The organism is Microbispora amethystogenes (assembly GCF_016863015.1).
GTDB lineage: Bacteria > Actinomycetota > Actinomycetes > Streptosporangiales > Streptosporangiaceae > Microbispora > Microbispora amethystogenes.
The window spans coordinates 69,535-93,261 of the sequence record NZ_BOOB01000004.1; the positions used below are offsets into that span (position 1 = coordinate 69,535).

General features: G+C 72.6%; 21 protein-coding genes. 8 read left to right on the top strand and 13 right to left on the bottom strand.

Annotated features, from left to right (window positions below; all coding sequences use genetic code 11):
• The first annotated feature begins 34 nt into the window (after positions 1-34).
• Both Mam01_RS03450 and Mam01_RS03455 read left to right on the top strand, forming a co-directional pair.
• Positions 35-307, top strand: coding sequence for an HGxxPAAW family protein (locus Mam01_RS03450; protein WP_150930385.1), 273 nt, complete (start codon positions 35-37; stop codon positions 305-307).
• A 103-nt stretch (positions 308-410) separates the two neighbouring features.
• Positions 411-1,616, top strand: a complete 1,206-nt coding sequence (locus Mam01_RS03455) for a winged helix-turn-helix domain-containing protein (protein ID WP_239101001.1) — start codon at positions 411-413, stop codon at positions 1,614-1,616.
• Positions 1,617-1,637: 21 nt separating this feature from the next.
• Here Mam01_RS03455 and Mam01_RS03460 read toward each other — a convergent pair whose 3' ends face one another.
• From Mam01_RS03460 to mtrA, 6 genes are all read right to left on the bottom strand, one after another.
• Positions 1,638-2,342, bottom strand: coding sequence for a response regulator (locus Mam01_RS03460; protein ID WP_204284032.1), 705 nt, complete (start codon positions 2,340-2,342; stop codon positions 1,638-1,640).
• 158 nt (positions 2,343-2,500) lie between these two features.
• Positions 2,501-3,196 (bottom strand): ribosome hibernation-promoting factor, HPF/YfiA family, encoded by a 696-nt coding sequence (gene hpf / locus Mam01_RS03465; RefSeq protein ID WP_204284033.1) that lies wholly within the window; start codon positions 3,194-3,196, stop codon positions 2,501-2,503.
• 525 nt (positions 3,197-3,721) lie between these two features.
• Complete coding sequence (locus Mam01_RS36310) at positions 3,722-4,750, bottom strand: ComF family protein (protein ID WP_239101002.1); 1,029 nt, start codon at positions 4,748-4,750, stop codon at positions 3,722-3,724.
• Between the two features lie 46 nt (positions 4,751-4,796).
• Positions 4,797-6,566 carry an LpqB family beta-propeller domain-containing protein gene (locus tag Mam01_RS03475; RefSeq protein ID WP_204284034.1) on the bottom strand — a complete coding sequence of 590 codons (1,770 nt, stop codon included), beginning with the start codon at positions 6,564-6,566 and terminating at the stop codon, positions 4,797-4,799.
• Positions 6,556-8,310: an MtrAB system histidine kinase MtrB gene (gene mtrB / locus Mam01_RS03480; RefSeq protein ID WP_204284035.1), complete on the bottom strand. Its 1,755-nt coding sequence runs from the start codon at positions 8,308-8,310 to the stop codon at positions 6,556-6,558. Before mtrB ends, Mam01_RS03475 begins: the two co-directional genes overlap by 11 nt.
• Before the next feature lie 15 nt (positions 8,311-8,325).
• A complete protein-coding gene (gene mtrA, locus Mam01_RS03485; protein WP_030509347.1) occupies positions 8,326-9,003 on the bottom strand; it encodes an MtrAB system response regulator MtrA in 678 nt (225 codons plus the stop codon).
• 312 nt (positions 9,004-9,315) lie between these two features.
• On the opposite strand from mtrA, the gene Mam01_RS03490 reads away from it, so the two are divergent.
• From Mam01_RS03490 to Mam01_RS03510, 5 genes are all read left to right on the top strand, one after another.
• Complete coding sequence (locus tag Mam01_RS03490) at positions 9,316-10,947, top strand: DUF7847 domain-containing protein (protein WP_204284036.1); 1,632 nt, start codon at positions 9,316-9,318, stop codon at positions 10,945-10,947.
• Between the two features lie 5 nt (positions 10,948-10,952).
• Positions 10,953-11,603: a DUF4129 domain-containing protein gene (locus Mam01_RS03495; RefSeq protein WP_239101003.1), complete on the top strand. Its 651-nt coding sequence runs from the start codon at positions 10,953-10,955 to the stop codon at positions 11,601-11,603.
• A gap of 151 nt (positions 11,604-11,754) precedes the next feature.
• On the top strand, positions 11,755-12,960 hold the full coding sequence (locus tag Mam01_RS03500; protein WP_204284037.1) for a DUF4350 domain-containing protein: 1,206 nt from the start codon (positions 11,755-11,757) through the stop codon (positions 12,958-12,960).
• A 74-nt stretch (positions 12,961-13,034) separates the two neighbouring features.
• Entirely contained in the window at positions 13,035-14,033 is a 999-nt protein-coding gene (locus tag Mam01_RS03505) for an AAA family ATPase (RefSeq protein ID WP_204284169.1), read from the top strand.
• Positions 14,034-14,040: 7 nt separating this feature from the next.
• Positions 14,041-15,456, top strand: a complete 1,416-nt coding sequence (locus tag Mam01_RS03510; protein ID WP_204284038.1) for a DUF58 domain-containing protein — start codon at positions 14,041-14,043, stop codon at positions 15,454-15,456.
• A 22-nt stretch (positions 15,457-15,478) separates the two neighbouring features.
• Here the strand turns inward: Mam01_RS03510 and Mam01_RS03515 are convergent, their stop codons facing one another.
• Entirely contained in the window at positions 15,479-16,471 is a 993-nt protein-coding gene (locus Mam01_RS03515; RefSeq protein ID WP_204284039.1) for a stage II sporulation protein M, read from the bottom strand.
• A gap of 183 nt (positions 16,472-16,654) precedes the next feature.
• Here Mam01_RS03515 and Mam01_RS03520 point away from each other — a divergent pair, with 183 nt between their 5' ends.
• The gene (locus tag Mam01_RS03520; protein ID WP_239101004.1) at positions 16,655-17,578 is read left to right on the top strand and encodes an RDD family protein; all 924 of its coding nucleotides are present in this window, start codon (positions 16,655-16,657) and stop codon (positions 17,576-17,578) included.
• Positions 17,579-17,705: 127 nt separating this feature from the next.
• Here Mam01_RS03520 and Mam01_RS03525 read toward each other — a convergent pair whose 3' ends face one another.
• The 6 genes from Mam01_RS03525 to Mam01_RS03550 are packed head-to-tail and all read right to left on the bottom strand — an operon-like array spanning position 17,706 to position 23,689.
• Positions 17,706-18,527 (bottom strand): carbon-nitrogen hydrolase family protein, encoded by an 822-nt coding sequence (locus Mam01_RS03525; protein ID WP_204284041.1) that lies wholly within the window; start codon positions 18,525-18,527, stop codon positions 17,706-17,708.
• 7 nt (positions 18,528-18,534) lie between these two features.
• Positions 18,535-19,245, bottom strand: a complete 711-nt coding sequence (gene npdG / locus Mam01_RS03530) for an NADPH-dependent F420 reductase (RefSeq protein ID WP_239101005.1) — start codon at positions 19,243-19,245, stop codon at positions 18,535-18,537.
• 2 nt (positions 19,246-19,247) lie between these two features.
• Positions 19,248-20,255: an LLM class flavin-dependent oxidoreductase gene (locus Mam01_RS03535; protein ID WP_204284042.1), complete on the bottom strand. Its 1,008-nt coding sequence runs from the start codon at positions 20,253-20,255 to the stop codon at positions 19,248-19,250.
• A gap of 24 nt (positions 20,256-20,279) precedes the next feature.
• The gene (gene hydA / locus Mam01_RS03540; protein ID WP_204284043.1) at positions 20,280-21,695 is read right to left on the bottom strand and encodes a dihydropyrimidinase; all 1,416 of its coding nucleotides are present in this window, start codon (positions 21,693-21,695) and stop codon (positions 20,280-20,282) included.
• Between the two features lie 51 nt (positions 21,696-21,746).
• Positions 21,747-23,129 (bottom strand): aminotransferase class III-fold pyridoxal phosphate-dependent enzyme, encoded by a 1,383-nt coding sequence (locus Mam01_RS03545; protein ID WP_204284044.1) that lies wholly within the window; start codon positions 23,127-23,129, stop codon positions 21,747-21,749.
• Positions 23,126-23,689: an amino acid synthesis family protein gene (locus Mam01_RS03550; protein WP_239101006.1), complete on the bottom strand. Its 564-nt coding sequence runs from the start codon at positions 23,687-23,689 to the stop codon at positions 23,126-23,128. The genes Mam01_RS03545 and Mam01_RS03550 overlap by 4 nt, the downstream gene beginning before the upstream one ends.
• Positions 23,690-23,727: the final 38 nt, after the last annotated feature.

Consider the following 23,727-nt stretch of genomic DNA (forward strand, 5'->3'; position numbering starts at 1 on the left):
CCGACCGCCCGGCCCATCAGGTAGAAAACGGGGTATGGCACAGAGCGGACACCAGGGCAGCCACGCGGGAAGCGCCAAATCGTGGCTCGCCGTCAGCATCATCCTCATCGGCTTCACGATCGGGGGCGTGGCGCTGACCCTCGGCCCGAACTGGCTCTTCGTGTGGATCGGCGCGGGCATCTGCGCGGTGGGCGGACTGCTCGCCCTCGCGTTCGACATCTTCTCGGACGTGATCGTGGACGCGCCCCGGGAGATCCAGGTGCAGGAGCACCACTCCCCCTTCGAGCACCGGTCCATCGGTTCCTGAAACAGGCACGGGGCCGCTGAAGCTTTCACCGGCCCGCCCGGGAGACCCGGCCCCAGAACCGCCGTAGGCGTTTTGTCGGTCACCGCGTCTACCATCTCCTCCTGTGACCGACCTGACCGCCGACGAGGCCCGCAGGATCATCCTCCGGGCCCAGGGCTTCCTCGGCGCCGCCGCGCGCGCCGGCGGGGTTCCCGCCATGCTGCGGCGCGTCGGCGCCGTCCAGCTCGACACCATCTCCGTCCTCGCCCGCTCCCACGAGCTCGTCGCGTACGCGAGGCTCGGCGCGGTCGGCCGGGACGCGGTCGCGCGCGCCTACTGGGACTCCCCCGCCCGCGCCTTCGAATACTGGTGCCACGCCGCCTGCGTCCTGCCCATCGAGCAGTGGCCGCTGTACGACTTCCGCCGCCGCGCGTTCCGGGAACGGCGGTTCCGGTGGCACGAGGTGCCGCCCGTGGTCGACAAGGTGCTGGAGCAGGTGCGCTCCGACGGCCCGCTGACCACCGCCGACATCGGCGGATCCAAGAACGGCGGCCCGTGGTGGGACTGGTCGGATACCAAGATCGCCATTGAGTGGCTGCTCGACATCGGCGAGGTCGTCTGCACCCGCCGCGTCGGCTGGCGGCGGGTCTACGAGCTCGCCGAGCGCGCGGTCCCGGCGGAGCTGCTCGGCCTGGACCTGTCCGACGCCGAGTGCGTGACCCGGCTGACCGGCATCGCCGGGCGCGCTCTGGGCGTGGCCACCCGGGCCGACCTCGCCGACTTCACCCGCGTCAAAGGCCCTCACGGCGCCCTGCTCGACGAGGCCCTGCTCAGCGGAGCGGCCGGCCTCGTGCCCGTACGGGTGTCGGGCTGGCCCGCCCGGCGCGGCGGGGGCGCGGGCGGGCCCAACGCCTGGGCCGACCCCGCGGCGCTGGACGGCGAGCCGCGCGGGCGGCACCGCACGGCGCCGTTGTCGCCGTTCGACTCACTGATCTGGGAGCGGGCGCGGGCCGAGCGCGTGTTCGGCCTCAACCACCGGCTGGAGGCCTACGTGCCGAGGGACAAGCGGGTCCACGGCTACTTCGCGATGCCCGTGCTCGCGGGCGGCCGGATCATCGGCCGGGTCGACCCGGCCCGCGAGGGCGCCACCCTGGTCGCCCGCCAGGTCGGCTTCGAGCCCGGGGCGCGGGCCAGGGATGTGACGGCGATGAGCGACGCGCTGTGGGAGGCCGCGAGCTGGGTCGGCTGCACCGACGTACGCGTCGAGCGGGTCGGGACACCCGAACTGGAGGCTCCGCTGCGCGCCGCCGTAACCCGCGACCCCCGCTGACCACCGCGCAGGCTCAGAGGCTCAGGTGATCTCCAGCAGGCGCTCGCGTACGGCGTAGACCACGGCCTCCATCCGGGAGTGCAGTTGCAGCTTCTCCAGGATGTTGCGGACGTGGTTCTTCACCGTGTTCTCGGAGATGAACAGGTCCTTGGCGATCTCGCGGTTGTTCATGCCCTTCGCGACCAGCCGCAGGACCTCCATCTCGCGATCGGTCAGACGGGGGACGGGAAGCTGCGGGGGCCGCTCGGCCTCCTTGCGGCTCATGTTCGCGAACTCGGTGATCAGCTTGGCCGCCATGGCCGGGTTGATGAGCGACTGCCCCTCGTGCACCCCGCGGACCGCGTCGGGCACCTCGTCGATCTGGACGTCCTTGAGCAGATAGCCGGTCGCGCCCGCCTTGATCGCTTCGAAGAGGTCCTCCTCCTCGTCGCTGACCGTCAGCATGATGATCCGGGTGCTCGGCACCGACTCCTTGATCTTGCGGGTCGCTCCGATGCCGTCCAGCTTCGGCATCCGGACGTCCATCAGCGCCACGTCCGGCATCAGCCGATCGGCGAGTTCCACCGCCTCCTGGCCGTCGCTGGCCTCGCCAACCACCTCGATGTCCGCCTCCGCGGCCAGCGCGAGCTCCAGGCTGCGGCGGATCAGTGCGTGATCGTCGACGATCAGGACACGGATCGGCTCGCTTCTACCGGCTGCTCGAGCCGCCTCGTCGGATCGGGTCACGGAACCTCCTTGCGGGGGCCAAGGACGCTGGATCGCCATCATTACACGGGTTCCGGAGTGTTAGGGATCTTCGTCGCGCCGGACCGGGCCTCCTCCGAGGGTTCGCGCGGTGCCCCGGCCCGCGTTCGTCCGGGCCGGGGACCACACGAGGACCTGCCTCAGGGCTCGATGAGCCTGAGGAGACCGTAGTCGTAGCCGCGCCGCCGGTAGACGACGCTGGGCAGGCCGCCCTCCTTGTCACGGAAGAGGTAGAAGTCGTGACCCACCAGCTCCATCTCGAGGAGCGCCTGGTCGATCGTCATGGGGTCGGCCTTGTGGAACTTCTCGCGCACGATCAGCGGTCCGTCGCCCTCCATCTCGATGGGGACGATCGGCCCGGAATCCTCGACCCGCTCCTGCTCCGGCTCCCACTCGGCGACCGCCGGGGCCGCCTGCACCGCCGCGACCTCCGCGACCGGCCCGGGCTCCTCCCGGGCGGTGCGGACGACCCCCTGCGCGTCCTCCATCACCGCCGTGAGCTCGGCCGTCGAGGGCGGGCAGTTCTTCCCGTGGTGGATCTTGCGGCGGTCGGCGAGCCGCCTCAGCCGCTCTTCGAGCTTGCCGATGGCGATGTCCAGCGCCGAGAAGCGGTCGTCCGCGCACGCCTCGGCGCGGATGACGGGGCCACGTGAGTGGATGGTGAGCTCCACCCGTTCACGTTGCCCGCTCTGCCGGTGGTTGGACTCCTTGGAGACCTCCACATCGGCCTGGATGAGCTTGTTGTCCAGTCGTTGGATTCTGGCCAGCTTGGACGTCACATGATCACGGAAACGGTCACTCACTGTGGTGTGCCGTCCCTTGACGATGATTTCCACGCAAAGCCTCCCTTCGCACATCGACTGCGGTGCACGGCTTACGGAGCACCCGTCCGGCCGACCTGGTCTTCGTCCCCACATCCGCCTGCTGAGGGGTTCGCAGCTCAGTCGCCACTACTGCCCTTCTCCTCTTGCGGGGGACATCTGGACCCCCGGGAGGGCAGGACTTACCTCTAAGCCGCACCGTGATCGGTCGACCAAGAGTCGCCTTACGTGGGCCGTTTCGCCTGCGGCTGGCATCGGCTTGCCAGGCCGGACCCCACGAGGGAGTCGGCCCGGCGCAACCACGGACCCGGACGGGTGCCATGTCTGAACGCTAGTCGTTGCCGACGTGAATGTCAGCCAAGAGGAGAGCCGGACGATCACTTTGCGTGATCTGGGTTGCCGTCTCACCCTTGGAAAACTCGCGGTCATATTCCTGGAATCCCCGCAGATCCGGTGTCCACACCTCTCCCGAGCAGGTGGCTCGCCGAATCCGCCGCCTGGTCCTCTCCACCGGGACGAGGGGTGAATCTGCCTCGGGTTTTACCATCCGTGATTGTCGGCAACGCGGCACTTCCGGCGTGTCGCGACGGATGGGACACGTCTGGGGGTGGCGGCGATCGTCACCGCCGCGGTCGGCGCGACACCCGCCGCGCGCAGCGCACGCGCCGCTTCCGCCAGCGTCGCCCCGCTCGTGACGACGTCGTCCACCAGGACGACCCGGAATCCCACACCACGCCCTGTGCCGCTGTGAGACGGCCCCAGCGTCCCCGCGGCGCGAAGATCGGCCCAGGAGTCCTCCGGCAGGCCGACGCCCCGCTCCGTACGCCTCAGAGCGCGGAGCGCGACTCCAAGAGGCGGCACAGCACGGAGCGCGAGTCCCGGAGGCTCCAGAGAGCGGGCCGCGAGTGCCAGGGGTTCCAGTGCGCGGAGATCGACGTCGAAGGCGCCGGAGAGGTTGGCGGCCCGCTGCAGCGAGCCCAGGCCGGCCTGGTCGGCCACCCGCCTGCGCTGCCGCAGCAGCGGCGCGAGCACGGCTGCGAGGCCCCGCCCGCGCAGCTCCCGGGCGGCGGCCGTCGCGACGGCGCGCACCGGGTCGTGCCCCCGGCGGCGGACGGCGGCCCGGGCGCTCGGCACCGGCACCAGCCACGTCACCGGCACGGGCACCGGCCCTGCCGGACCCGCACCCCTGCCCGCCAAGCTCCCGCTCGCCCGATCGCCGGCTGCCGGCCACGCTCCTGCCCGGCTTCCGCCCGCCAGGCCCTCCGCACGCTCCGGCGCCGCCTCGGCTTCGGCGTGCCAGGCGGCGACGCAGGTCGCCACGCAGGCGGCCAGGACCGGCACCAGAGCCGTACGGCCGCGTTCCTTGCAGGCGAGGATCATCCGGCGGGCCGCGCCCTCGTAGGCGGTGGCCGACCAGCAGTCGGGCAGGCCAGGGGGCACCGGGTCCGGCGGCCGTGGAGCCGGCTCGCCGAGCAGCCTCGCCAGGCAGGACGGGCAGGCCGTCGCGCCCCACGCGCCGCATCCGGCGCAGCGGGGCGGGAGGATCAGGTCGAGCAGCGCAGGCACCACGCGCCCAGCATCCCGCCCGCCACCGACATTCCGGCGGGAGGACCGGTCAGCCGAGAGGATAGACCGGATTGGTGGCGCCGTCCTTGGCGAGCTGGTTCCAGGCCTGCTTGTCGGTGCTGTAGCTGATCACCTGGCCCTCGTCGGCCGCGGCGATCACGTGGTCGGGGGCGGCGGCGATCGACTCGATCTTCGAATCCAGCTTGATGGGCCCGGCGTCCGGGTCCGTCCTGCCCTCCATCACCGACCACGGGGTCAGCTCCTGGCCGCTCTTGACCTTGGACAGCACGAGCAGATCGGTGGCGTCCTGCCAGGCGATGTCCTCGATCTGCTGGTCGTCGCGGGAGTCGATGAGCGTCCGCACGTCGTCGATCCGCACCTGCTCGCCGAGGCGGAGAATCGTGCCGACCCGAACGGAGGTGCCGAGCCCGTCGTCGAGGATGGCGGCGACCCTCGCCCCGTCGCGGGAGACCCGCAGCTTGATGATGCGCCCGTACGACAGTTCCTCGGAGATCTCCACCCTGCGGGGCTGGCCGCCGATCGCCGTCCAGACGCGGCTCTCGTGCGCGCTCACCTTCTCGGCCGACCAGACGGCGCCGTACCGGTCCCAGGAGGGCGGGCTCATGTTCCGGCCGGCGATCCACCGCTGCCACGCGCTGCCCGGCGTCATCGGCGCGACGTAGACGCCGTCGCCGTTGACCAGGGCCGCCACCGAGACCGGATACTGGGTCAGGACGGCCGGCTCGGTGAACTTCCCGGCCTGCTCGCCCGCCGCGCCCGGCACGGGGGTGCCGGCGCCCTTCTCCTTGTACTGCAGCAGCCTGCCGCCCTGCATGTAGTAGGCCTGCGGCGAACTGCTCAGCACGTTCGGGTCGTACGCGTGGTAGTCGGCGGGCCGGAACCGGACGCCGGAGCCGCTGCCGTTGACGCGGATCTCCACCGTACGGCCGGTCACCAGGTCGCCGAGCGTCCACACGAGCTGCGCCTTGAGCGCGTCGAGGCGGTCGGTCGACACCGTGTCCACCTGGGAGGTGAAGTCGACCACGACCGTGTCGCCCTCGACGGTGATCCGGTTGAGGTCGGTGCCGGCCGGGAAGGCGCTGCGCACCGCGCTCGCGATCGACGAGGTCGGCCCGGCGAGCAGGCGACGGACCCGCGTCTCGGGCACCCCCCTGCTCGGCTCGATGGGCACCCACACCCGGTCGGCCACCAGCCCCGTCGCCGGGATGGCCGGGGGGTAGTACAGATCCACCCGCCGGTAGGCCCGCCGCACGTCGTCGCTCGACAGCAGGCGGGCGTCCGGCGGGATGTCGATCCGCCACTCGGCGCCCACCTTGACCAGGGTGAACGGCTCGACCAGGGCGCCGGTCGCCGGGGTGTACCTGCCCTCGGAGTCGATCGTGGCGACCTTCGTCCCCTTCAGCGTCACCGTCGTCCGGGTGGCGTGTTCGAGGTCCTGCGTACGGTCCGGCTCGATCTTGCCCTCGTAGACGCGGGTCTGCCGCCTGGGGTTCCAGCGCTGGGCCGCGCCCGGGGTGAGGTACTGCTTGGCCATCCGCAACTCGGCGTCGTCGAAGGAGGCCATGGCGGCCTGGAAGCCCTTGACGATGTCGTCGGGCGAGGCGCCCTGCTTCGGCGGCTCCGCGATGATCCGCACGTACGGCTCGCTGAGCGTGTCCTTGCTCTTGTCCACCTGGGCGAGGCGGGGGCCGCTCGTCGGCACGGTGGCGCAGCCCGTCCCGCCGCCGGCCAGCACGAGGACCACGCCCGCGAACGCCGCGAGGCGGCGGGTCACCGCGCCGCGACGCTCAGTCGGCATCGAAACCGCCCGCCTCGGCGCTCTCCCGCACGCGGGGCCCGGCCTCGGAGATCGCGCCGACGGCGGGGGTCAGGACCGGCGTGACGTGGCCGCGCCAGGTGCGCCGCATCTCCACCTCCGGCGGCACCAGCGGGAGCGGCGATCCGCGCAGCGGCGCCCCCGCGACGCGCGGCAGCGACAGGCGGAACTGGCTGCCCTCACCAGGGGCGCCCCACGCCTGGAGCCAGCCGCCGTGCAGCATCGCGTCCTCCCGCGAGATCGCCAGCCCGAGACCCGTGCCGCCGATGGTGCGGGCACGCGAGGGATCGGCCCGCCAGAAGCGGTCGAAGACCATGTTCTCCTCGCCCGGCTTCAGGCCGACCCCGTGGTCGCGTACGGCCACGGCCACGGCGTCGCGGTCGGCGCCGAGCGTGACCACGATCTCCCGGCCCTCTCCGTGCTCGATGGCGTTGAACAGCAGGTTGCGCAGGATCCGCTCGACCCTGCGGCTGTCCACCTCGGCCATGCAGGGCTCGTTGGGCAGGCGCAGCTCGAACCGGGTGGCCTGCCGTTCCGCCAGCGTCTCGGAGTCGCCCACCGCGCGCAGCACCACGTCGCGCATGTCGACGGGGTCCAGGTCGAGGGTCGCGGCCCCCGCGTCGTACCGGCTGATCTCCAGCAGGTCGGCGAGCATGGACTCGAAGCGTTCGAGCTGGTTCTGCATCAGCTCGGCCGCCCGCGCCGACGAGGGGTCGAAGTCCTCGCGGCCCTCGTACAGCAGGTCGGCGGCCATGCGGACGGTCGTCAGCGGCGTACGCAGCTCGTGCGAGACGTCGGAGACGAACTGGCGCTGCACCTGGGAGAGCTCCTCCAACTGGTGGATCTTCACGGCCAGGGTGGAGGCCATCTCGTTGAACGAGGTGGCCAACCGGGCGAGGTCGTCCTCACCGCGCACCTTGAGCCGCTCCTCCAGGCGACCGGCCGCCAGCCGTTCCGCCGCCTGGCGCGCGAGCCGTACGGGGATGACCACCTGGCGGGTGACGAGCGAGGCGACGCCCGCGAGCAGCAGCACGAGCGCGGCGCCCGCGCCGATCAGCATCCGCTGGACCGCCTGGAACGTCTTCTCCTCGTCGCCCAGCGGGAAGACGTGGTAGATCTCGTAGGTCCCGTTGACCATGGCGCCGACGACCAAGGCGGGCTCGGGCTGCTTCGCACCGATGTAGCGCACCGTCACGGTCTGGTGCCACAGAGGGTGGTCCTCATCGCTGTTCCGGACGTCCGCCCGGAGCGACGCGGGGATGCTCAGCGGGTCGATCTGGCCGGAAACCCTGCCCTGCCCGACCATGCTCGTGTTGTAGATGACGACGTCGTAGCGTCCGCCGGAGCGGTCCGCCAGCGCCTGGGCCGCCGTGTCCGCGGGATCGCCCACCGGGCCGGGCGCCGTGCCGTCCTGCCCGGAGTCGCCGATGTCGGAGAGCTGGCTCAGGTAACCGCTCGCGGTGGCGTTGTTGGCCTGCGACTCCGCGACCGCGGACACCTCGCTGGCGTTGTGCACCGACGCGTAGATCGACTGCATCAGGAACACGCCGAGCACGACCACGACGGCCATCGACAGCACCAGCGTGCTGGTGACGACGCGGAGCTGGAGCGAGCGCCGCCAGACCCTCCGCAGCCGGCCCGCGAGACGGCGCGCGCGTCTGCGGACCCCACGGGCGATCTGGCCAGGGGTCCGACGGCGGCGGGGCTTTCTCGCGGGTGCCGGCATGGTGGGAGCGGGCGCTTACGCGGGGCCGGCCTTGTACCCCACCCCGCGCACCGTGACCACGATCTCCGGGTGCTCGGGGTCCTTCTCGATCTTCGCGCGCAGGCGCTGGACGTGCACGTTCACGAGGCGTGTGTCGGCGGCGTGCCGGTAGCCCCAGACCTGCTCCAGCAGCACCTCGCGGGTGAAGACCTGGCGGGGCTTGCGCGCCAGCGCGACCAGCAGGTCGAACTCCAGCGGCGTGAGGTTGATGGTCTCCTCGCCGCGCTTGACGGAGTGACCGGCCACGTCGATCGTGATGTCGCCGATCTGGAGGATCTCGGGGGTGGGCTCGTCGGTGCGGCGCAGGCGGGCGCGCACCCGGGCGACGAGCTCCTTCGGCTTGAACGGCTTGACGATGTAGTCGTCGGCGCCGGACTCCAGGCCGAGGACCACGTCGATGGTGTCGCTCTTGGCCGTCAGCATGACGATGGGGACCCCGGACTCGGCCCGGATGCGGCGGCAGACGTCGATGCCGTCGGCGCCGGGGAGCATCAGGTCGAGCAGGACGAGGTCCGGCCGGGTGTCCCGGAACGCGTCGAGCGCCTTGTCGCCGTCGGACACGAACGACGGTTCGAAACCCTCCCCGCGCAAGACGATGCCGAGCATCTCGGCGAGAGCGGCGTCGTCGTCGACGACCAGCACGCGACCCTTCATGGCCCCTCATTCGTACGCGTTTGGGAGATTTGGGCGTTTGTCACAGGTACCCCCGCAGGCTACCGGTGGCCGCCACTCGGGTGTTACACGACCATGACAGAGGTTGGAGTTTAGGCGGGATGGAGTTTAGGCGCAGCAGACGAAGCGCGGGATTATCTGACCAGATGCGGTCACACCGGCGGGAATCCCGTGGTGCGGTCACGTTCCAAGTGTGCGCCCGCGCCCCGGTTTCAGCCATCCCCCGCTCACCCCCGCGACGGGACGCTTGGTGATCACGCGGCACACGCACGTACATCATGCCAGGATTGGGACATGACTGACGGCCCCGGCTCCTCCCCCGACGTGCCCTCCGGCTGGGCGGCCGAGCAACCTCCGCCGTACGGCGGAGCCGCCGGGACCGGCGGAACGGGCGAATCCTGGGCCGCCCCCGGCGGCCGGGAAGGCCCGGCCGGCCCCCAGACCGGCCCGTACGGCCAGCCCGTTTCCTATGGTCACCCCGGTCAGCCCGGTCAGCCCGGTCAGCCCGGCGCTTCCGGCCCGTACGGCCAGCCCGGACAGCATGGCCCTTATGGTGAGCCCGGTTCTCACGGCTCGTACGGCCAACCTGGGCAGTACGGCCAGCCCGGACAGTATGGGCAGCCCGGCTACGGCCAGTCCGGGCCGTCCGGGCCGTACGGTCAGGGCCCGCAGGCGGGCGGACCGCACTACGGGTCCGGTCCCTATGCCCAGGGTCACTACGCGCAGGGTTCCTACGCCCAGGGCCCCTATGGACAGGGTCCCTACGGACAGCGCCCGCCCGAGGCGCCCCGGCCGGGGATCATCCCGCTGCGCCCGCTGACGCTCGGCGACATCTTCGACGGCACGATCAAGCTGATCCGCTCGAACCCGAAGGCCACGCTCGGCCTGTCGGCGATCGTGGCGGCCGTCACCTCGATCCCCGGCGCGCTCGGCCAGGCGGTCGGCCTCGGCATGTTCGGGACGGCACTGGAGGGCTTCGGCTCCGGTTCCTACGCGACGACCAGCTCGCCCGCGCTCCCGGTCGTCGGCGTGGCCGCGCAGTACATCGGCGCGATCATCACCTACGTCATGACCTTCCTGGGCACCATGATCCTCACAGGCATCCTCACCCGGGTGCTCGGCCGCGCGGTGTTCGGCGGCCGGATCACGGTGGGCGAGGCCTGGCAGCTCGCGCGGTCGCGGGTGCTCGCCCTGCTGGGGCTGGCTCTACTGCAGGCCCTCATCCTCGTGGCGCCGGTGCTCGTCCTCCTCGCGCTCCTCGTGGCCCTGGGGCTGGGTGACGCGACGGCGGGCGCCTTCGTCGCCGTCGCCCTGCTGTTCGTCCTGGCCTACATCCCGTACGCCGCCTTCTTCTACACCCGCTTCTCACTGGCGGCCCCCGCGGTCGTGCTGGAGGGCCGCGGGGTCACCGACGCGATGGCCCGATCGTGGCGGCTGGTGAAGGGCGACAGCTGGCGGGTGTTCGGCATCCTGGTGCTCACCGCCGTGCTCGCGGGCATCGCCTCCAGCGTGCTGGGGGTCCCGTTCACGATCGGCGGCTCCCTGATCGGGATGTTCGGCGGCGGCACGGTCGCCGCCACGGCGCTCACCACGGTCCTCCTGGCCGCGGGCAGCGTCGTCGCCTCCATGATCACTTATCCCTTCCAGGCGGGCGTGGCCGGGCTCCTCTACGCCGACAGGCGGATGCGGGCCGAGGCGTTCGACCTCGTGCTGCAGACGGCGGCCGCGCAGAACCAGTCGCAGGGCTGGGTCCACACCGGCGTCGACGACCTGTGGCACCCGAGCCACGCGGCCGCGGCGGGACCGGTGCCCGGCCCCGGATCTCCGCCCTACGACGGGACCCCACCCGGAGGCTCGTCCTACTACGGAACCCCACCCGGGGCCTCGCCCTACTACGGAACCCCGCCGAACGGACCGCAGGGGTGACGACGGTGCCGTTCGCACCGCTCGCCGCGTCGTTCGTGCCGTCGCTCGACTCGCCCGTCGACGTCGGCCGCGACCAGGCCGCGGACGAGGCGGCGCGCGAGCTGTCGAGGGCGGCCTACCAGCACGAGTCGTTGTTCGACCGGTTGCAGCGGGAGATCTTCCAGTTCATCGGTGACCTCATGAGCGGCGACGGGACGGGCACGGGCGGCGTGCTGTCACTCGTCCTGATCGTCGTCGTCCTGGTCGTCCTCGCCCTGCTGCTCCTGTGGGCCCTGCGCCGTTTCTCCGGCTCGGGGAGGGCGGAGCCGGGGGCCGTGTTCGGACGGCGGGAGCGGACGGCCGCCGAGCACAGGTCGGAGGCCGAACGCCTGGCGGCCGAGGAGGACTGGGCCGGGGCCATCCGCGAACGGTTACGCGCCGTCGCCCGCGACCTGGAGGAACGCGCCGTCGTCGCCCCGCTGCCGGGCCGTACGGCGATGGAGCTCGCCGAGGCCGCCGGACAGGCGCTGCCGTCCCACGCGGCGGACCTGCGGGCGGCGGCACGCCTGTTCGACGACGTCACGTACGGCGAGGCCGGCGGCACCCGCGAGGAATATCTGACGCTCGCCGCCCTGGACGAGCGCCTGCGGTCGGCCCGCACGGGCGTGACGGCATGACCACGCGCACAAGCCGCCGAGGCCGGACGACGGCGAGGACCGCGCCCCTGCCAGTAGCGCCGAACCTGACCCCCACCACGACGGCCATGGACCGACGGGGCCGGGCGACAGCGGGGGTCGCATCGATGTCCCCCGCGCCGGATGTGGCTCCATGACCGCGACCACGACCCGGACCACGACCGGGACTACGACCGGGAGCGCGACCCGGGCCGGGACGCGGCGGCGGGGCCGGGGAACGGCCTGGGGCACGCTGGTGGTGCTGCTCGTGCTGGGCGCGGCGGCGCTGCCCGCGTTGCTCGCGCCGGACCAGCCCACCGGGCGGCTCCTGGACCCGGCCGACACCTCGCTCATCGGGAGCTCGGCCCTCTCCCGGCTGCTCGAAGCGCACGGGGTGGAGGTCGTCCGGGTGGAGACGCCGGGCGCGGCGGTGGCCGCCGCGGGGCCGCAGACCCTGCTGCTGATCACCGAGGCGAGCCTGCTCGGGAGCCACGACGCCGCCGTCCGGCTGGCCGAGGCGCCCGGCGACCGGCTCATCGCCGGACACGCGTCCTTCCTCGACGTCCTCGCCCCGGGCCTGAACAGGGAGAGCGTCGAGCGCGTCCGCTCCCGGCCGCCCCGGTGCGCGCTGCGGGAGGCCGTGCGGGCCGGTGACGCCTTCACCGGCGGCATCTCCTTCTCCAGCCCGCCCGGGTCCACGGGCTGCTATCCGGCGGGCGACGGTCACACGCTGGTCCGTTACACGGAGGACGGGCACACGGTGACCGCGCTGGGCGACGCGTCGTTCCTGACCAACATGTGGCTCGCGGACGACGGCAACGCGGCGCTCGCGCTGAACCTGGCCGGTGCGCGGCCCAAGCTGGTCTGGCTCGCCCAGGGCGACGATCCCGCCGAGGCCGAAGACGGTGCGACCGGGGCGGACGGCGAACCGGCCAGGTCGCTCGGCGACCTCATCCCGGGCGGCGTCACCTGGGCGGTCTTCCAGCTCGTCGTCGCGGTGGCCGTGACCGCCCTGTGGCGGGCGCGCCGTCTCGGGCCGGTCGTGACCGAGCGCCTCCCCGTGGTCGTCCGGGCCTCGGAGACCGTGGAGGGGCGGGGCCTGCTCTACCGGTCGCGCCGGGCCAGGGACCGCGCCGCCCTCGCCCTGCGGGCCGCCGCCGCCGACCGGCTCGCCCCTCTCCTGGGCGTGCCGCGTACGGCGACGGCCGAGGAGGTGGCCGACGCCGCGGCGGCGCGCACCGGGCAGGACCCGGGACCGGTGCGGGCGCTGCTGTGCGGTCCCGAACCGGCCGACGACGCCGCACTGGTGGCCCTGGCCGCCGACCTGGACACTTTGGAAAGGCAGGTTCGAGACTCGTGACCACCCCCGGACCGGGCGCCGCCCCCTCGGCGTCGTCCCCCGTACCCCCGGCCACCCCGCCACCTGCGCCACCGATGCCGCCGGCTCCGTCGTCCGCGTCGCTTCCGCCGCTGCCGGCGCCTCCCGGGGCCGACGCCGCGCGGGAGGCGCTGGCGGCGCTGCGCGCGGAGGTCGGCAAGGCGGTCGTGGGCCAGGACCCGGTCGTCACCGGCCTGGTCATCGCGCTGCTCTGCCGGGGTCACGTGCTGCTGGAAGGCGTGCCCGGGGTGGCCAAGACCCTGCTCGTCCGCACGCTGTCGGCCGCGCTCGCGCTCGACTTCAAGCGTGTGCAGTTCACCCCCGACCTGATGCCGGGCGACGTGACGGGATCGCTGGTCTACGACGCGCGGACGGCGGAGTTCGAGTTCCGCGAGGGGCCGGTCTTCACCAACCTGCTGCTCGCCGACGAGATCAACCGCACGCCGCCGAAGACCCAGGCCGCCCTGCTGGAGGCGATGGAGGAACGGCAGGTCAGCGTCGAGGGAGCGGCCCGCGCGCTGCCCGATCCCTTCATCGTCGTGGCGACGCAGAACCCCGTGGAGTATGAGGGCACCTACCAGCTTCCCGAGGCGCAGCTCGACCGGTTCCTGCTCAAGCTCACCGTGCCGCTGCCGCCGCGCGAGCAGGAGATCGCCGTCCTCGAACGGCACGCACTCGGCTTCGACCCGCGCGACCTGTCGGAGCTGAAGGCGGTGGCGTCCGCGGCCGACCTCGCGGCGGGACGCCGGGCGGTCGCCCAGGTCCACGTGGGCCCGGAGGTGCTCGGCTACATCGTGGACCTCGCCCGGGCCACCCGGCAGTCGCCCTCGCTCCAGCTCGGCGTCTCGCCGCGCGGCGCCACCGCGCTGCTCGCCGCCGCGCGGGCCTGGGCCTGGCTGTCGGGCCGGTCGTACGTCACCCCCGACGACGTGAAGGCCCTCGCCCGGCCCGCCCTGCGGCACCGCGTGGGGCTGCGCCCGGAGGCCGAACTGGAGGGCGCCACCCCGGACGGCATCCTGGAGGGCATCCTGTCGGCCGTACCGGTGCCCCGGTGAGGGCCTCGTGGCGCTGACCGGGCGCGCGGGGCTGCTCGCCGCCCTCGCCGCGATCGTGGTGCTCCTCGCCCCCGAGCCCGGCCTGGTCGTGCTGGCCGCCGCGCTGGTGCTGGCCGCGCTCGTGACGGCCGACCTGCTGCTCGCGGGCGGCGTGCGCGGGTTGCGCTTCCACCGGGACGGCGACAACCGCGTACGGCTCGGCGGGTCGCTCGTGATCGGGCTGGTCGTGGACAACCCCGGCCCGCGCCGGCTGCGGGGTGTGCTGCGCGACGCCTGGCAGCCCTCGGCCGGGGCGGCCCCACGGCGGCAGGCGCTCGACGTGCCGCCCGGCGAGCGACGGCGGCTGGTCACGACGCTGACGCCCGTACGCAGGGGCGACCGGGAGGCCGTGGCCGTGACGGTGCGCTCGGTCGGTCCGCTCGGCCTGGCGGCGCGGCAGCGGACGTTCGAGGCGCCGTGGACCGTCCGGGTGCTGCCGCCGTTCCTCAGCCGCAGGCATCTGCCGGCGCGGCTGGCCCGCCTGCGCGAGATGGACGGACGGCACCCGGCCCTGGTACGCGGCCAGGGCACCGAGTTCGACTCGCTGCGCGAGTACGTGGTCGGCGACGACGTCCGCTCCATCGACTGGCGGGCGAGCGCCCGGCGCAGCGACGTCGTCGTGCGCACCTGGCGGCCGGAACGCGACCGCCGCGTGCTGATCGTGCTCGACACCGGCCGCACCTCGGCCGGCCGGATCGGGACGGCGCCCCTCGGCTTCGGACCGGACGTCAGCGCGCCGGGCTCGGACGCGGGACGCGGCCCCAAAGCCGGTCCAGGGCCCGGTTCGGGGCCCGGTTCGGGGCCCGGTTCGGGGGCCTCCGGGTGGCCCCGGCTGGACTGGTCGATGGACGCCGCGTTGCTCCTCGCGGCCCTCGCCGCGCGGGCCGGCGACCGGGTGGACTTCCTCGCCTACGACCGGGCCGTACGGGCCCAGGTGTCCGGCGCGTCGCGCACCGAACTGCTGTCGTCGATGGTGAACGCGATGGCGCCGATCGAGGCGGAGCTGGTCGAGGCCGACGCGGCCGGGATGGCGGCGGCCGTGCTGTCCCGGGCCCGGCGGCGCTGCCTGGTGGTGCTGCTGACCGACCTGAACACGGCGGCCATGGAAGAGGGGCTGCTGCCGGTGCTGCCGCAACTGTCGGCGCGGCACCTGGTCCTGGCCGCCGCGGTGGCCGACCCGCGGGTGGCCGAGATGGCGGCCGGGCGGGGCAGCGCCGAGGCGGTGTACGACGCCGCCGCCGCGGAACGGCTGCGCGGCGAGCGGAGCGAGGTCACGGCGACCCTGCGCCGTCAGGGCGTGGAGGTCGTCGACGCGCTGCCCGAGGACTTCGCCCCCGCGCTCGCCGACGCCTATCTCGCGCTCAAGGCCGCCGGCCGGCTGTGACCCGTCAGGCTATGGGGGCCCGTCAGGCCGTGGGGGCCAGGTCGGGGGCGCGTTCGATGTCCCCCGTCTCGTTCCGGCGCTCCGCCCGGCGGCCGAAGACGACGACGTAGGTGAGGAACAGCGCCTCCGCGAGCGCGCCGATCGTGATGCGCGCCCAGGTCGGCAGGCCTGAGGGGGTGACCCCCGCCTCGATGAGCCCGGAGACGAACAGCACCACGACCAGGCCGAGCGCGACGCTCATCACGGCCCTGCCCTGCTCGGCCAGCGCATCCGCCCGCCGCCTCGGGCCGGGGTCCACGACCGTCCAGCCCAGCCGCATGCCCACCGCCGCCGCCAGGAACACCGCGGTCAGCTCCAGCATGCCGTGCGGCAGGATCAGCCCCCAGAACACGTCGGCCCTGTCGTGGGCGTGCATCAGGCCGCCCAGCACCCCGACGTTGGCGGAGTTCTGCCAGAGGATCCACGGGATGGGCAGGCCGAGCAGGATCGCCGAGACCACCACCTGCATGGACAGCCAGGCGTTGTTCAGCCACACATGGCCCGCGAAGGACGCCGCCGGGTTCTCCGAGTAGTAGTCGGCGAAGTCGTGCTCGACGATCTGCCGGATCTCCTCCGGCGTGCCGACCACACCCTGCACGGCCGGGTCGGTCGCCACCCACACGCCCATGACGTACGCCACGACTAGTGAGGCGACCGTGGCGCCGATCCACCAGCGCCGGGCCCGGTAGGCGACGACCGGGAACGACACGGTGAAGAACCGGACCACCTCCCGCCAGGCCGGGCTGTGCGCGCCGGTGACGGCCGACCGGGCCCGCGCGACCAGCGACGACAGACGGCCGGCGAGCAGCGCGTCGGTCGACGCGGACCGGACGATGGACAGGTGCGTGGCCGCCTGCTGGTAGAGCTCCACCAGTTCGTCGATCTCCGCGCCGCGCAGCGTGCGCCGCCGCCGTACGAGGTCGTCCAGCCGGTCCCAGGACGGCTTGCTCGCCGCGACGAACGCATCGATGTCCACGGATCGGACCCTATCGGCGGCGGCCGCGAGGTGCGCGGCCGTGTCTGGACTTCGCGGAGCGAGGAACGAGCGAGCACGCACCGAGGGCTGCCCATGCCGCGCGCCTCCGGCACGACCACGGACTGCAGGCGCCCGATCCGCCGTGCCGAAGGCGCGGCAATTGAACACAGTAGGGTGCGCAGTGTGTCCGAAGTCGTGACGGGTGAGGCCGTCGTCGTCGAGGTCCGCGTGGCCCAGTTGCCCAGCCGCGCCCTGGCCTTCCTCATCGATTTCGTCATCCAGTGGACCGTGCTCGTCGTGGCGGCCGTGCTGGTCTCCAACGCCTCGGCGCTGACCGACGACGCGCTGTCCGTCGCGCTGATCATCCTGTTCACTGTGCTGGTGATCGTGGGCTATCCGGTCGCGTTCGAGACGCTCACCCGGGGCCGCTCACCGGGCAAGCTCGCGCTGGGCCTGCGGGTGGTGAGCGACGACGGCGGGCCGGAGCGTTTCCGGCAGGCGCTGTTCCGCGGGCTCGCCGGGTTCCTGGAGTTCTGGACGCCGTTGTTCGGCGCCCCGGCGCTCATCACCTCGTTGCTGAACCAGCGCGGCAAGCGCCTGGGCGACGTGTTCGCCGGGACGATCGTCATCGGCGAGCGCGGGCCGGGCGAGACCCCGCCCCCCGAGATGCCGCCGGCGCTGGCGTCCTGGGCGGCCACGCTGGAGCTCTCCGGCCTGTCCGGCGAGCTCGCCGCCACCGCCCGGCAGTACCTCGTCCGGTGGCACCAGCTCAGCCCGGCGATGCGGGAGGAGATGGGGATGCGGGTGGCCGGTCAGGTGAGCGCGCGGATCGCGCCGCCGCCTCCGCCCGGCGTCCCGCCGTACGCCTATCTGGCCGCCGTGCTGGCCGAGCGCAGGCGCCGGGAGGAGGCGCGGCTCGCCGGAATCCGCGAAAATCGCGCGCGGTACGGCGCGCAGAGGTACGGCCCGCGCGGGCACGGGACGCACGGGGGAAATCCCCTGGTCAGCCGCCGGGTCGAGGTACCGCAGGCCGCGCCCGGCACCCCTCGGGGAGAGGCGCGGGAAGGGTCCGCGGCGACGTCCGGAGGATTTGTTCCGCCGATTTAGGTGTAGACCCGCGACTCGGGGGCACCTGTGGCAATTGCAGGTCATGGGGCATCCTGCAGTGGGGTTGAGGCGGGCGCCGCCGGTGTGTTGAGGGAGAGGTCACACCGACGGCGCCCGCCTCCGTGTATCACTCCATGGCGGTCAACCGGCCGTACAGCTCCGGACGCCGGTCCCGGAGGAAGGGACGGCGGCGGCGCGAGGCGGCCACCAGGCCGAGGTCCACCTCCGCGACGGCCACGCCGTCGCCGCCGTCGCCGGCCTGGGCGAGGACGTCGCCGTCCGGCCCGTAGACGGCGCTCAGCCCGAAGTAGTCCTTCACGCCCTCCTTGCCGACCCGGTTGGCGCAGATGACGAAAAGACCGTTGAAGACGGCGTGCGCCCGGAGTTCGAGCTGGAAGACCTCACGCATCGGCGCGCTGGCCGACGCGACCGGAACGCAGAGGACCGATCCGCCGCGCAGCGCGACGATCCTGCTCAGCTCGGGGAAGTGCCGTTCGTAGCAGATGATCGTGCCGACGCCGGTCTCCCCCGTGTCCACCACCTCGGGTTCCGCCCCGCCCGGGCGGAAGTAGAACTTCTCCGGAAACCCGTTGGAGAACGGCAGGTGGGACTTGCGGTAGACCGACCGCAGCTCACCGCGGACGAAGGTGCACGCGGTGTTGTAGTAGACACCCGGGGTTTCGGCCGCCTCGAACACCGACGAGACGACCGTGATCCCATGCCGCCGGGACCGCTCGGCCGCCATCGCGTTGGAAGGGCCGTCGAGCTTCTCGGCGAGCTCGAAATAGTCCGGATCCGGGTCCGGCTGCACGAACGGCACGGCGAACAGTTCGGGTAGCAGGGCGACCCGGGCGCCCTGCCTGGCGGCCTCGTCCAGCAGGTCACCGGCTCGCCCGACGGTCTCCCGCCGGTCGTCGGTCGCGCGGAGCTGCACTGCGGCGAGCTTCATCGGTTCCTCACTCCTTCACGGGCACGGACGTCAGGAGAGGCTGGGGCAGGCCGGTCAGCGCGACACCCGAGCGGGTGCGATAGCGCTTGTTCACGGAGATGAGCACGGCGGTGAGCGGTTCGAGCTGCCGGGCCATCCGGAGCCGGCCCGCGTCGACGCCCCTGCCGCCGGTCACGTCAGTGGCCAGCGCCATCACCCGCTGCCTGGCCGTCGCGTCGTCACCGCACACGAGCACGTCCTCATGGGACAGGTCCGCGTCCGGGTCGAGCAGCAGCGGAGCCGCCAGATGGTGGAACGCTCCGGTCACGACCGCGTCCGGCACGATCCCGGCCGCCTCCTCCGCGGCACTGCCGGCCGGCACGGGCAGTCCGTACGGGCCGTTCCGGTCGAAGCCGAGGGGATTGACGCAGCTCACTACCAGCGCGCCCGCCAGGCCGGCGGCGAGGGCGCGGACCAGCTCCGCGTGCCCCTCGTACGGCACGGCCAGGATGACGATCCCGGCCTCGGCCACCGCCTCCTCGTTGGAGGTCCCGCGGATCGGCGCCGGCACTCCGGGCAGCGCCGAGAGCTCCGCCGCCCGCGCGGCGGCGCGGTGCGGGTCGCGCGACCCGATGACGACGGGGTGTCCCGCGCGGGCGAGCCGGTAGGCGAGCCCGCTTCCCTGCGGTCCGGTGCCGCCGACGACGGCGATGGTCTGGGGAAGAGAGGAATCGAACACGCTCAGTCCTTCGCTGCCATGGCCAGGCGGGTGAGGGTCTGCTCCTTGTCGCCGAGGGTGGAGATGATCGGGCAGCGCACGCCGGCCTCGTGGTAGGCCATCAGCTTGTCGAAGGCGTCCGACGTCGTCCCGCAGGCCGTCACGTTCTGCACCAGCGAGTTGGGGACGAGCGGCATCGCGCGCTTGATGTCCTCGGGGGAGGCGGGCCAGCCGGCCACCTCCTGCAGCCGGTCGACCAGTTCCCGATCGACGCCGCAGTGCTCGGCGATGTGCGGCTGCTGCATCAGATAGAGCGTGAGGAACGCCTTGCACGCGTCGATGGCCTCCTGCGGGTCCTTGTCGTTGACGCTGCAGGCCACGATCTGTGTCAGGTCGATGCCGGCCCGGCCGTCGGCCCGCTTGGCGACGCCCCGGGCGATCGCCTCCCGTGCCCCGGTCAGGTAGGACGGCGGCAGCAGGAAGTCCATGTGGACGCCGTCGCTGATCTCACCGGCGAGCTCCAGCATCTTCGGCCCGACCGCGCCGATGTAGATCGGGATGTCGACCGGTTTGTTCTCGCGGTACATGCTGTCGAAGCGCACTCCGCGCATCTGGACGAACTCGCCCTCGAAGTCGACCGTCTCGTTCCGGAAGAACGTCTGGCAGACGGTGATGTACTCGCGCATGGAGGCGACCGGCCTCGACAGGGGCTGGCCCACCTTCGTGGCGAGTGGCTCCCACCAGGCCCCGATGCCGAGGATGATCCGGCCCGGCGCGACCTCGTCCAGGGTCTTGAAAGTCACCGCCATGAGCGCGGCGTTGCGGCTCTTGTTGTTGACCACGCCCGTGCCGATCCGCACGTTGGAGGTCCGGCCGGCGATGATCGCCGCGGGGACGATGCCGTCCCTGGCCAGGCGGCCCTCGGCCACCCACACCGACTCGAACCCGTTCTGGTCGGCGAGCTCCGCCTGCCAGTACGTCTGCTCCAGGCTCAGCCGCTCCCCCACGTGGATGCCGAGAGGCAGTTTCATCCGTACAGCTCCGATCAGTCGAAATCAGAAGAGATGAGGTGCGCCGCGGGTCAGGAAGGCCCCCCGACCGGGCCCTCCTTCGAGCGCTCCGTCGTTGACGAGGTGGTGTCCGCGCGAGAAGACGTGGACGGGGCGTCCCGTCACGCGCATGCCTTCGTAGAGGTTGTAGTCGGTCCGGAGGTGCGAGCCGGCCGCGGTGATGACGTGGTCCGCCTCGGGGTCCCAGACGACGAGGTCGGCGTCGGCTCCCGCGGCGACCAGGCCCTTGCGCGGGAAGAGCCCGAACAGCTTGGCCGGGCGGGTCGCGACGAGGTCGACGAAGCGGCACATGTCGATCCGGCCCGTCCGCACCCCGGTCTCCCAGAGGACCATGAGCCGGTCCTCCACGCCGGGCACCCCGTTGGGGACCTTGGGGAAGTACCCCGGGCTGCGCAACTTCTGCGGGGGGAGGTCGTCCGGCTGTTCCATGCAGAAGCCGGCGTGGTCGGTGGCCACCGTGGACAACGCGCCGGTCTGGAGGGCGCGCCACAACCCCTCCTGGTTGGCACGTTCCCGGATGGGCGGCGAGCAGACGTACGCGGCGGCCCTCTCGCCGAGGCCGGCGTAGTCCTCGTAGGCCACGGCGAGGTACTGGGGGCAGGTCTCGCCCCACACCCGCGCTCCGCCGGCCCGCGCGGCGCCGATCTCCTCCGCCGCCCGGGCGCTGGAGACGTGCACCACGTACAGCGGGGTGCCTGCGGACTCGGCCAGGACGACCGCGCGGTGCACCGCCTCGGCCTCGGAGTCGTGGCCGTGCGCCAGCGCGTGGAAGCTCTCCGAGACGCGGCCGCTGCCGACGAGGCGGCGGGTCTCCCGCTCCACCATGTGGCCGTTCTCCGCGTGCACCATGGGGAGTACGCCGTACTCGGCCGCGAGCTCGAACCCCTCCAGGAGCTGGCCGTCGTCGACCATCTGCGTGCCGGGATAGGCCATGAAGAACTTCCAGCTCGTCGCGCCCTCGCCGGCCAGCAGCCGGAGGTCGTCGAGGACGTCCTCCTGCTGGTCGCGCGGCGGGACGATGGCGTGCAGGCCGAAGTCGACGAACGACTTCGCCGCCGCCACGTCGCGCCGGCGCAGGTACGAGTCCCGCAGGGACGCGCCCGGTTCCTTCTTGACGAAGTCGACGACCGTCGTCGTCCCGCCGTGCGCCGCCGCCGCCGTACCGGAGTGGAAGTCGTCGGCGGTGCGGGTGGTGAAGCCGTCGATCGGATATTCCAGGTGCGTGTGCACGTCGATCCCGCCGGGCAGGACCAGCCTGCCGGTCGCCTCGACGACCTCGTCGGCCGCCCAGCCGGCGCCGTCGCCCAGCGCGGCGACCACACCGTCGCGCACCAGGACGTCGGCGCGCACCGCCGCGTCGGCGTTGACGACGGTGCCGCCTCTGATGAGCGTCGATCCCATCGTTGTCCTCCTCGTGGTACGGCCGGCCGCGCTGCCGCGGGTGGGCCGGGATCAGCCGGTGTAGTGCTCGTCGGCCAGCGTGAGCACGTCGTCGAGCACTTCGAGCGCCAGGTCGATCTCCTGCTCCTGGATGATCAGGGGCGGGGTCAGGCGCAGTACGTTGAAGTTGGCCGTCAGGTAGAGGCCGCGCTTCATCGCTGCCTTGAGCAGCCGGGTGACGGGCAACGCCGCCTGTCCCTTCCCGTTGAACGGTACGAGGGGCTCGCGGGTGGCCCGGTCGGTGACCAGCTCGACGCCGTAGAAGAGGCCGCGGCCGCGGATGTCGCCGATGCTCGGGTGCCGCTCCGCCAGGGCCGCCAGCCCGGCGCCCAGTCGCTCGCCCATGAGCCGGGCGTTGTCGACGACGCGCTCCTCCTGCATGATCCGCAGGGAGGCGACCCCGGACGCGCAGGCGAGCGGGTGTCCCGCGTAGGTGAGCCCGCCCCAGAACATGTTGTCGCGCAGCCAGCCCGAGATGCGCTCCGACACCGTCATCGCGCCGAGCGGGACGTAGCCGGAGTTGAGGCCCTTCGCCGTGGTCAGGATGTCGGGGACGACCCCCCAGTGGTCGCAGGCGAACCATTCGCCGGTGCGTCCGAACCCGGCCATCACCTCGTCGAAGATGAGCAGGATGCCGTACTTGTCGCAGACCTCGCGCAGTGAGCGGAGGTATCCGTCGGGCGGGTACAGCAGGCCGTTCGTCCCGGTGACCGGCTCGACGATCACGGCCGCCACGGTGGCGGGGTTCTCGTACTGGAGGATCTCCTCCAGATGCGGCCCACCGGTGCAGACCGGGCAGGGGTCGGGGTGGCCCGCCGGACAGCGGTAGGTGTAGGGATCGAGCATCCGGACGACGCCCGTCATGCCGGGCTCGGCCGCCCACCTGCGCGGGTCGCCGGTGAGCGAGATCGCCCCCGCCGTGGCCCCGTGGTAGGAGCGGTACCGTGCCACGATCTTCTGCCGGCCGGTGACGTGGCGGGCGAGACGGACGGCGTTCTCGTTGGCCGCCGCGCCTCCGGTGGTGAAGAAGCTCATCTTGAGGTCGCCGGGCGTCAGCCCGGCCAGCATCTCGGCCAGCTCTGCCCGGGACCGCTCGGCGAAACCGGGGCCGATGTAGCAGAGCTCCGCGGCCTGCCGGCGGATCGCCTCGACGAGCTTCGGGTGCTGGTGCCCCAGATTGAGGTTGACCAGCTGGGACTGGAAGTCGAGATACCTGCGGCCCTCGTAGTCCCAGAACCACGAGCCCGACCCGCCGGCCACGGGGAGGGGGTCGAGGGCCCCCTGGACCGACCAGGAGTGGATGACGTACTCCTTGTCGGCCGCCTTCAGGCGCTCCCCGGTCCAGGCGTCCGCGCCGGCCGTCGTCTCCGCGCTCCCTCTTTCCGCGGTGGTCATGAGTTCCTCGTCTCGGCGCCGAACTCGGCCAGCCGGGCCAGGGGCCGGCCGGCGTTGGCCGCCGCGCAGATCACGAGAATCTCTCTCGGCCGGGGCGCGTCCGCCACCTGGAACGTCACCGTCTGGTGGTGCGAGCGGGTCTTCGCGTCGAGCTTGTGCTTGAGGGGGATGTCGATGGGACTGCCGGGAAGGCCGACCTTCTCGGCGGCGGGGAGCAGTTCGGTGCCGCCGGCGGCCGAGCGGAAGACGTTTCCGAACCGGAGGTTGTGGATCAGCGCCGACCCGTGCTCGACCTCCCCCTCGATGCCGACCAGCGCCGCCTTCCCGAACGCCTCCACCTCGCCGCCGAGCAGTTCCACGCACGGCGGCCCGATGAGCCGGCCGATCTCCTCGCCCAGCCCGTCGGCCAGCGTCACCAGGTCCGCGACGTACTCGCTGGGATAGGGGTTCGCGATCACAGCGCCCACGAACGCGACGCGGTGCGCGGGCTCGACCCGGCGCCCGTTTTCGAGCCGGGTCTCCTCGACGTGCTGGATGATCTTTCGGACCTCGATGCCCACTACTGCTCCTCGAATTCTGATGGTTCATCTAATGAACC

Excerpts from the sequence above, each read along its gene's own strand:
- Mam01_RS03450 (WP_150930385.1), top strand. The coding sequence starts at position 35 with ATGGCACAGAGCGGACACCAGGGCAGCCACGCGGGAAGCGCCAAATCG.
- Mam01_RS03475 (WP_204284034.1), bottom strand. The coding sequence starts at position 6,566 with ATGCCGACTGAGCGTCGCGGCGCGGTGACCCGCCGCCTCGCGGCGTTC.
- mtrB (WP_204284035.1), bottom strand. The coding sequence starts at position 8,310 with ATGCCGGCACCCGCGAGAAAGCCCCGCCGCCGTCGGACCCCTGGCCAG.
- mtrA (WP_030509347.1), bottom strand. The coding sequence starts at position 9,003 with ATGAAGGGTCGCGTGCTGGTCGTCGACGACGACGCCGCTCTCGCCGAG.
- Mam01_RS03490 (WP_204284036.1), top strand. The coding sequence starts at position 9,316 with ATGACTGACGGCCCCGGCTCCTCCCCCGACGTGCCCTCCGGCTGGGCG.
- Mam01_RS03500 (WP_204284037.1), top strand. The coding sequence starts at position 11,755 with ATGACCGCGACCACGACCCGGACCACGACCGGGACTACGACCGGGAGC.
- Mam01_RS03505 (WP_204284169.1), top strand. The coding sequence starts at position 13,035 with ATGCCGCCGGCTCCGTCGTCCGCGTCGCTTCCGCCGCTGCCGGCGCCT.
- Mam01_RS03525 (WP_204284041.1), bottom strand. The coding sequence starts at position 18,527 with ATGAAGCTCGCCGCAGTGCAGCTCCGCGCGACCGACGACCGGCGGGAG.
- Mam01_RS03535 (WP_204284042.1), bottom strand. The coding sequence starts at position 20,255 with ATGAAACTGCCTCTCGGCATCCACGTGGGGGAGCGGCTGAGCCTGGAG.
- hydA (WP_204284043.1), bottom strand. The coding sequence starts at position 21,695 with ATGGGATCGACGCTCATCAGAGGCGGCACCGTCGTCAACGCCGACGCG.
- Mam01_RS03545 (WP_204284044.1), bottom strand. The coding sequence starts at position 23,129 with ATGACCACCGCGGAAAGAGGGAGCGCGGAGACGACGGCCGGCGCGGAC.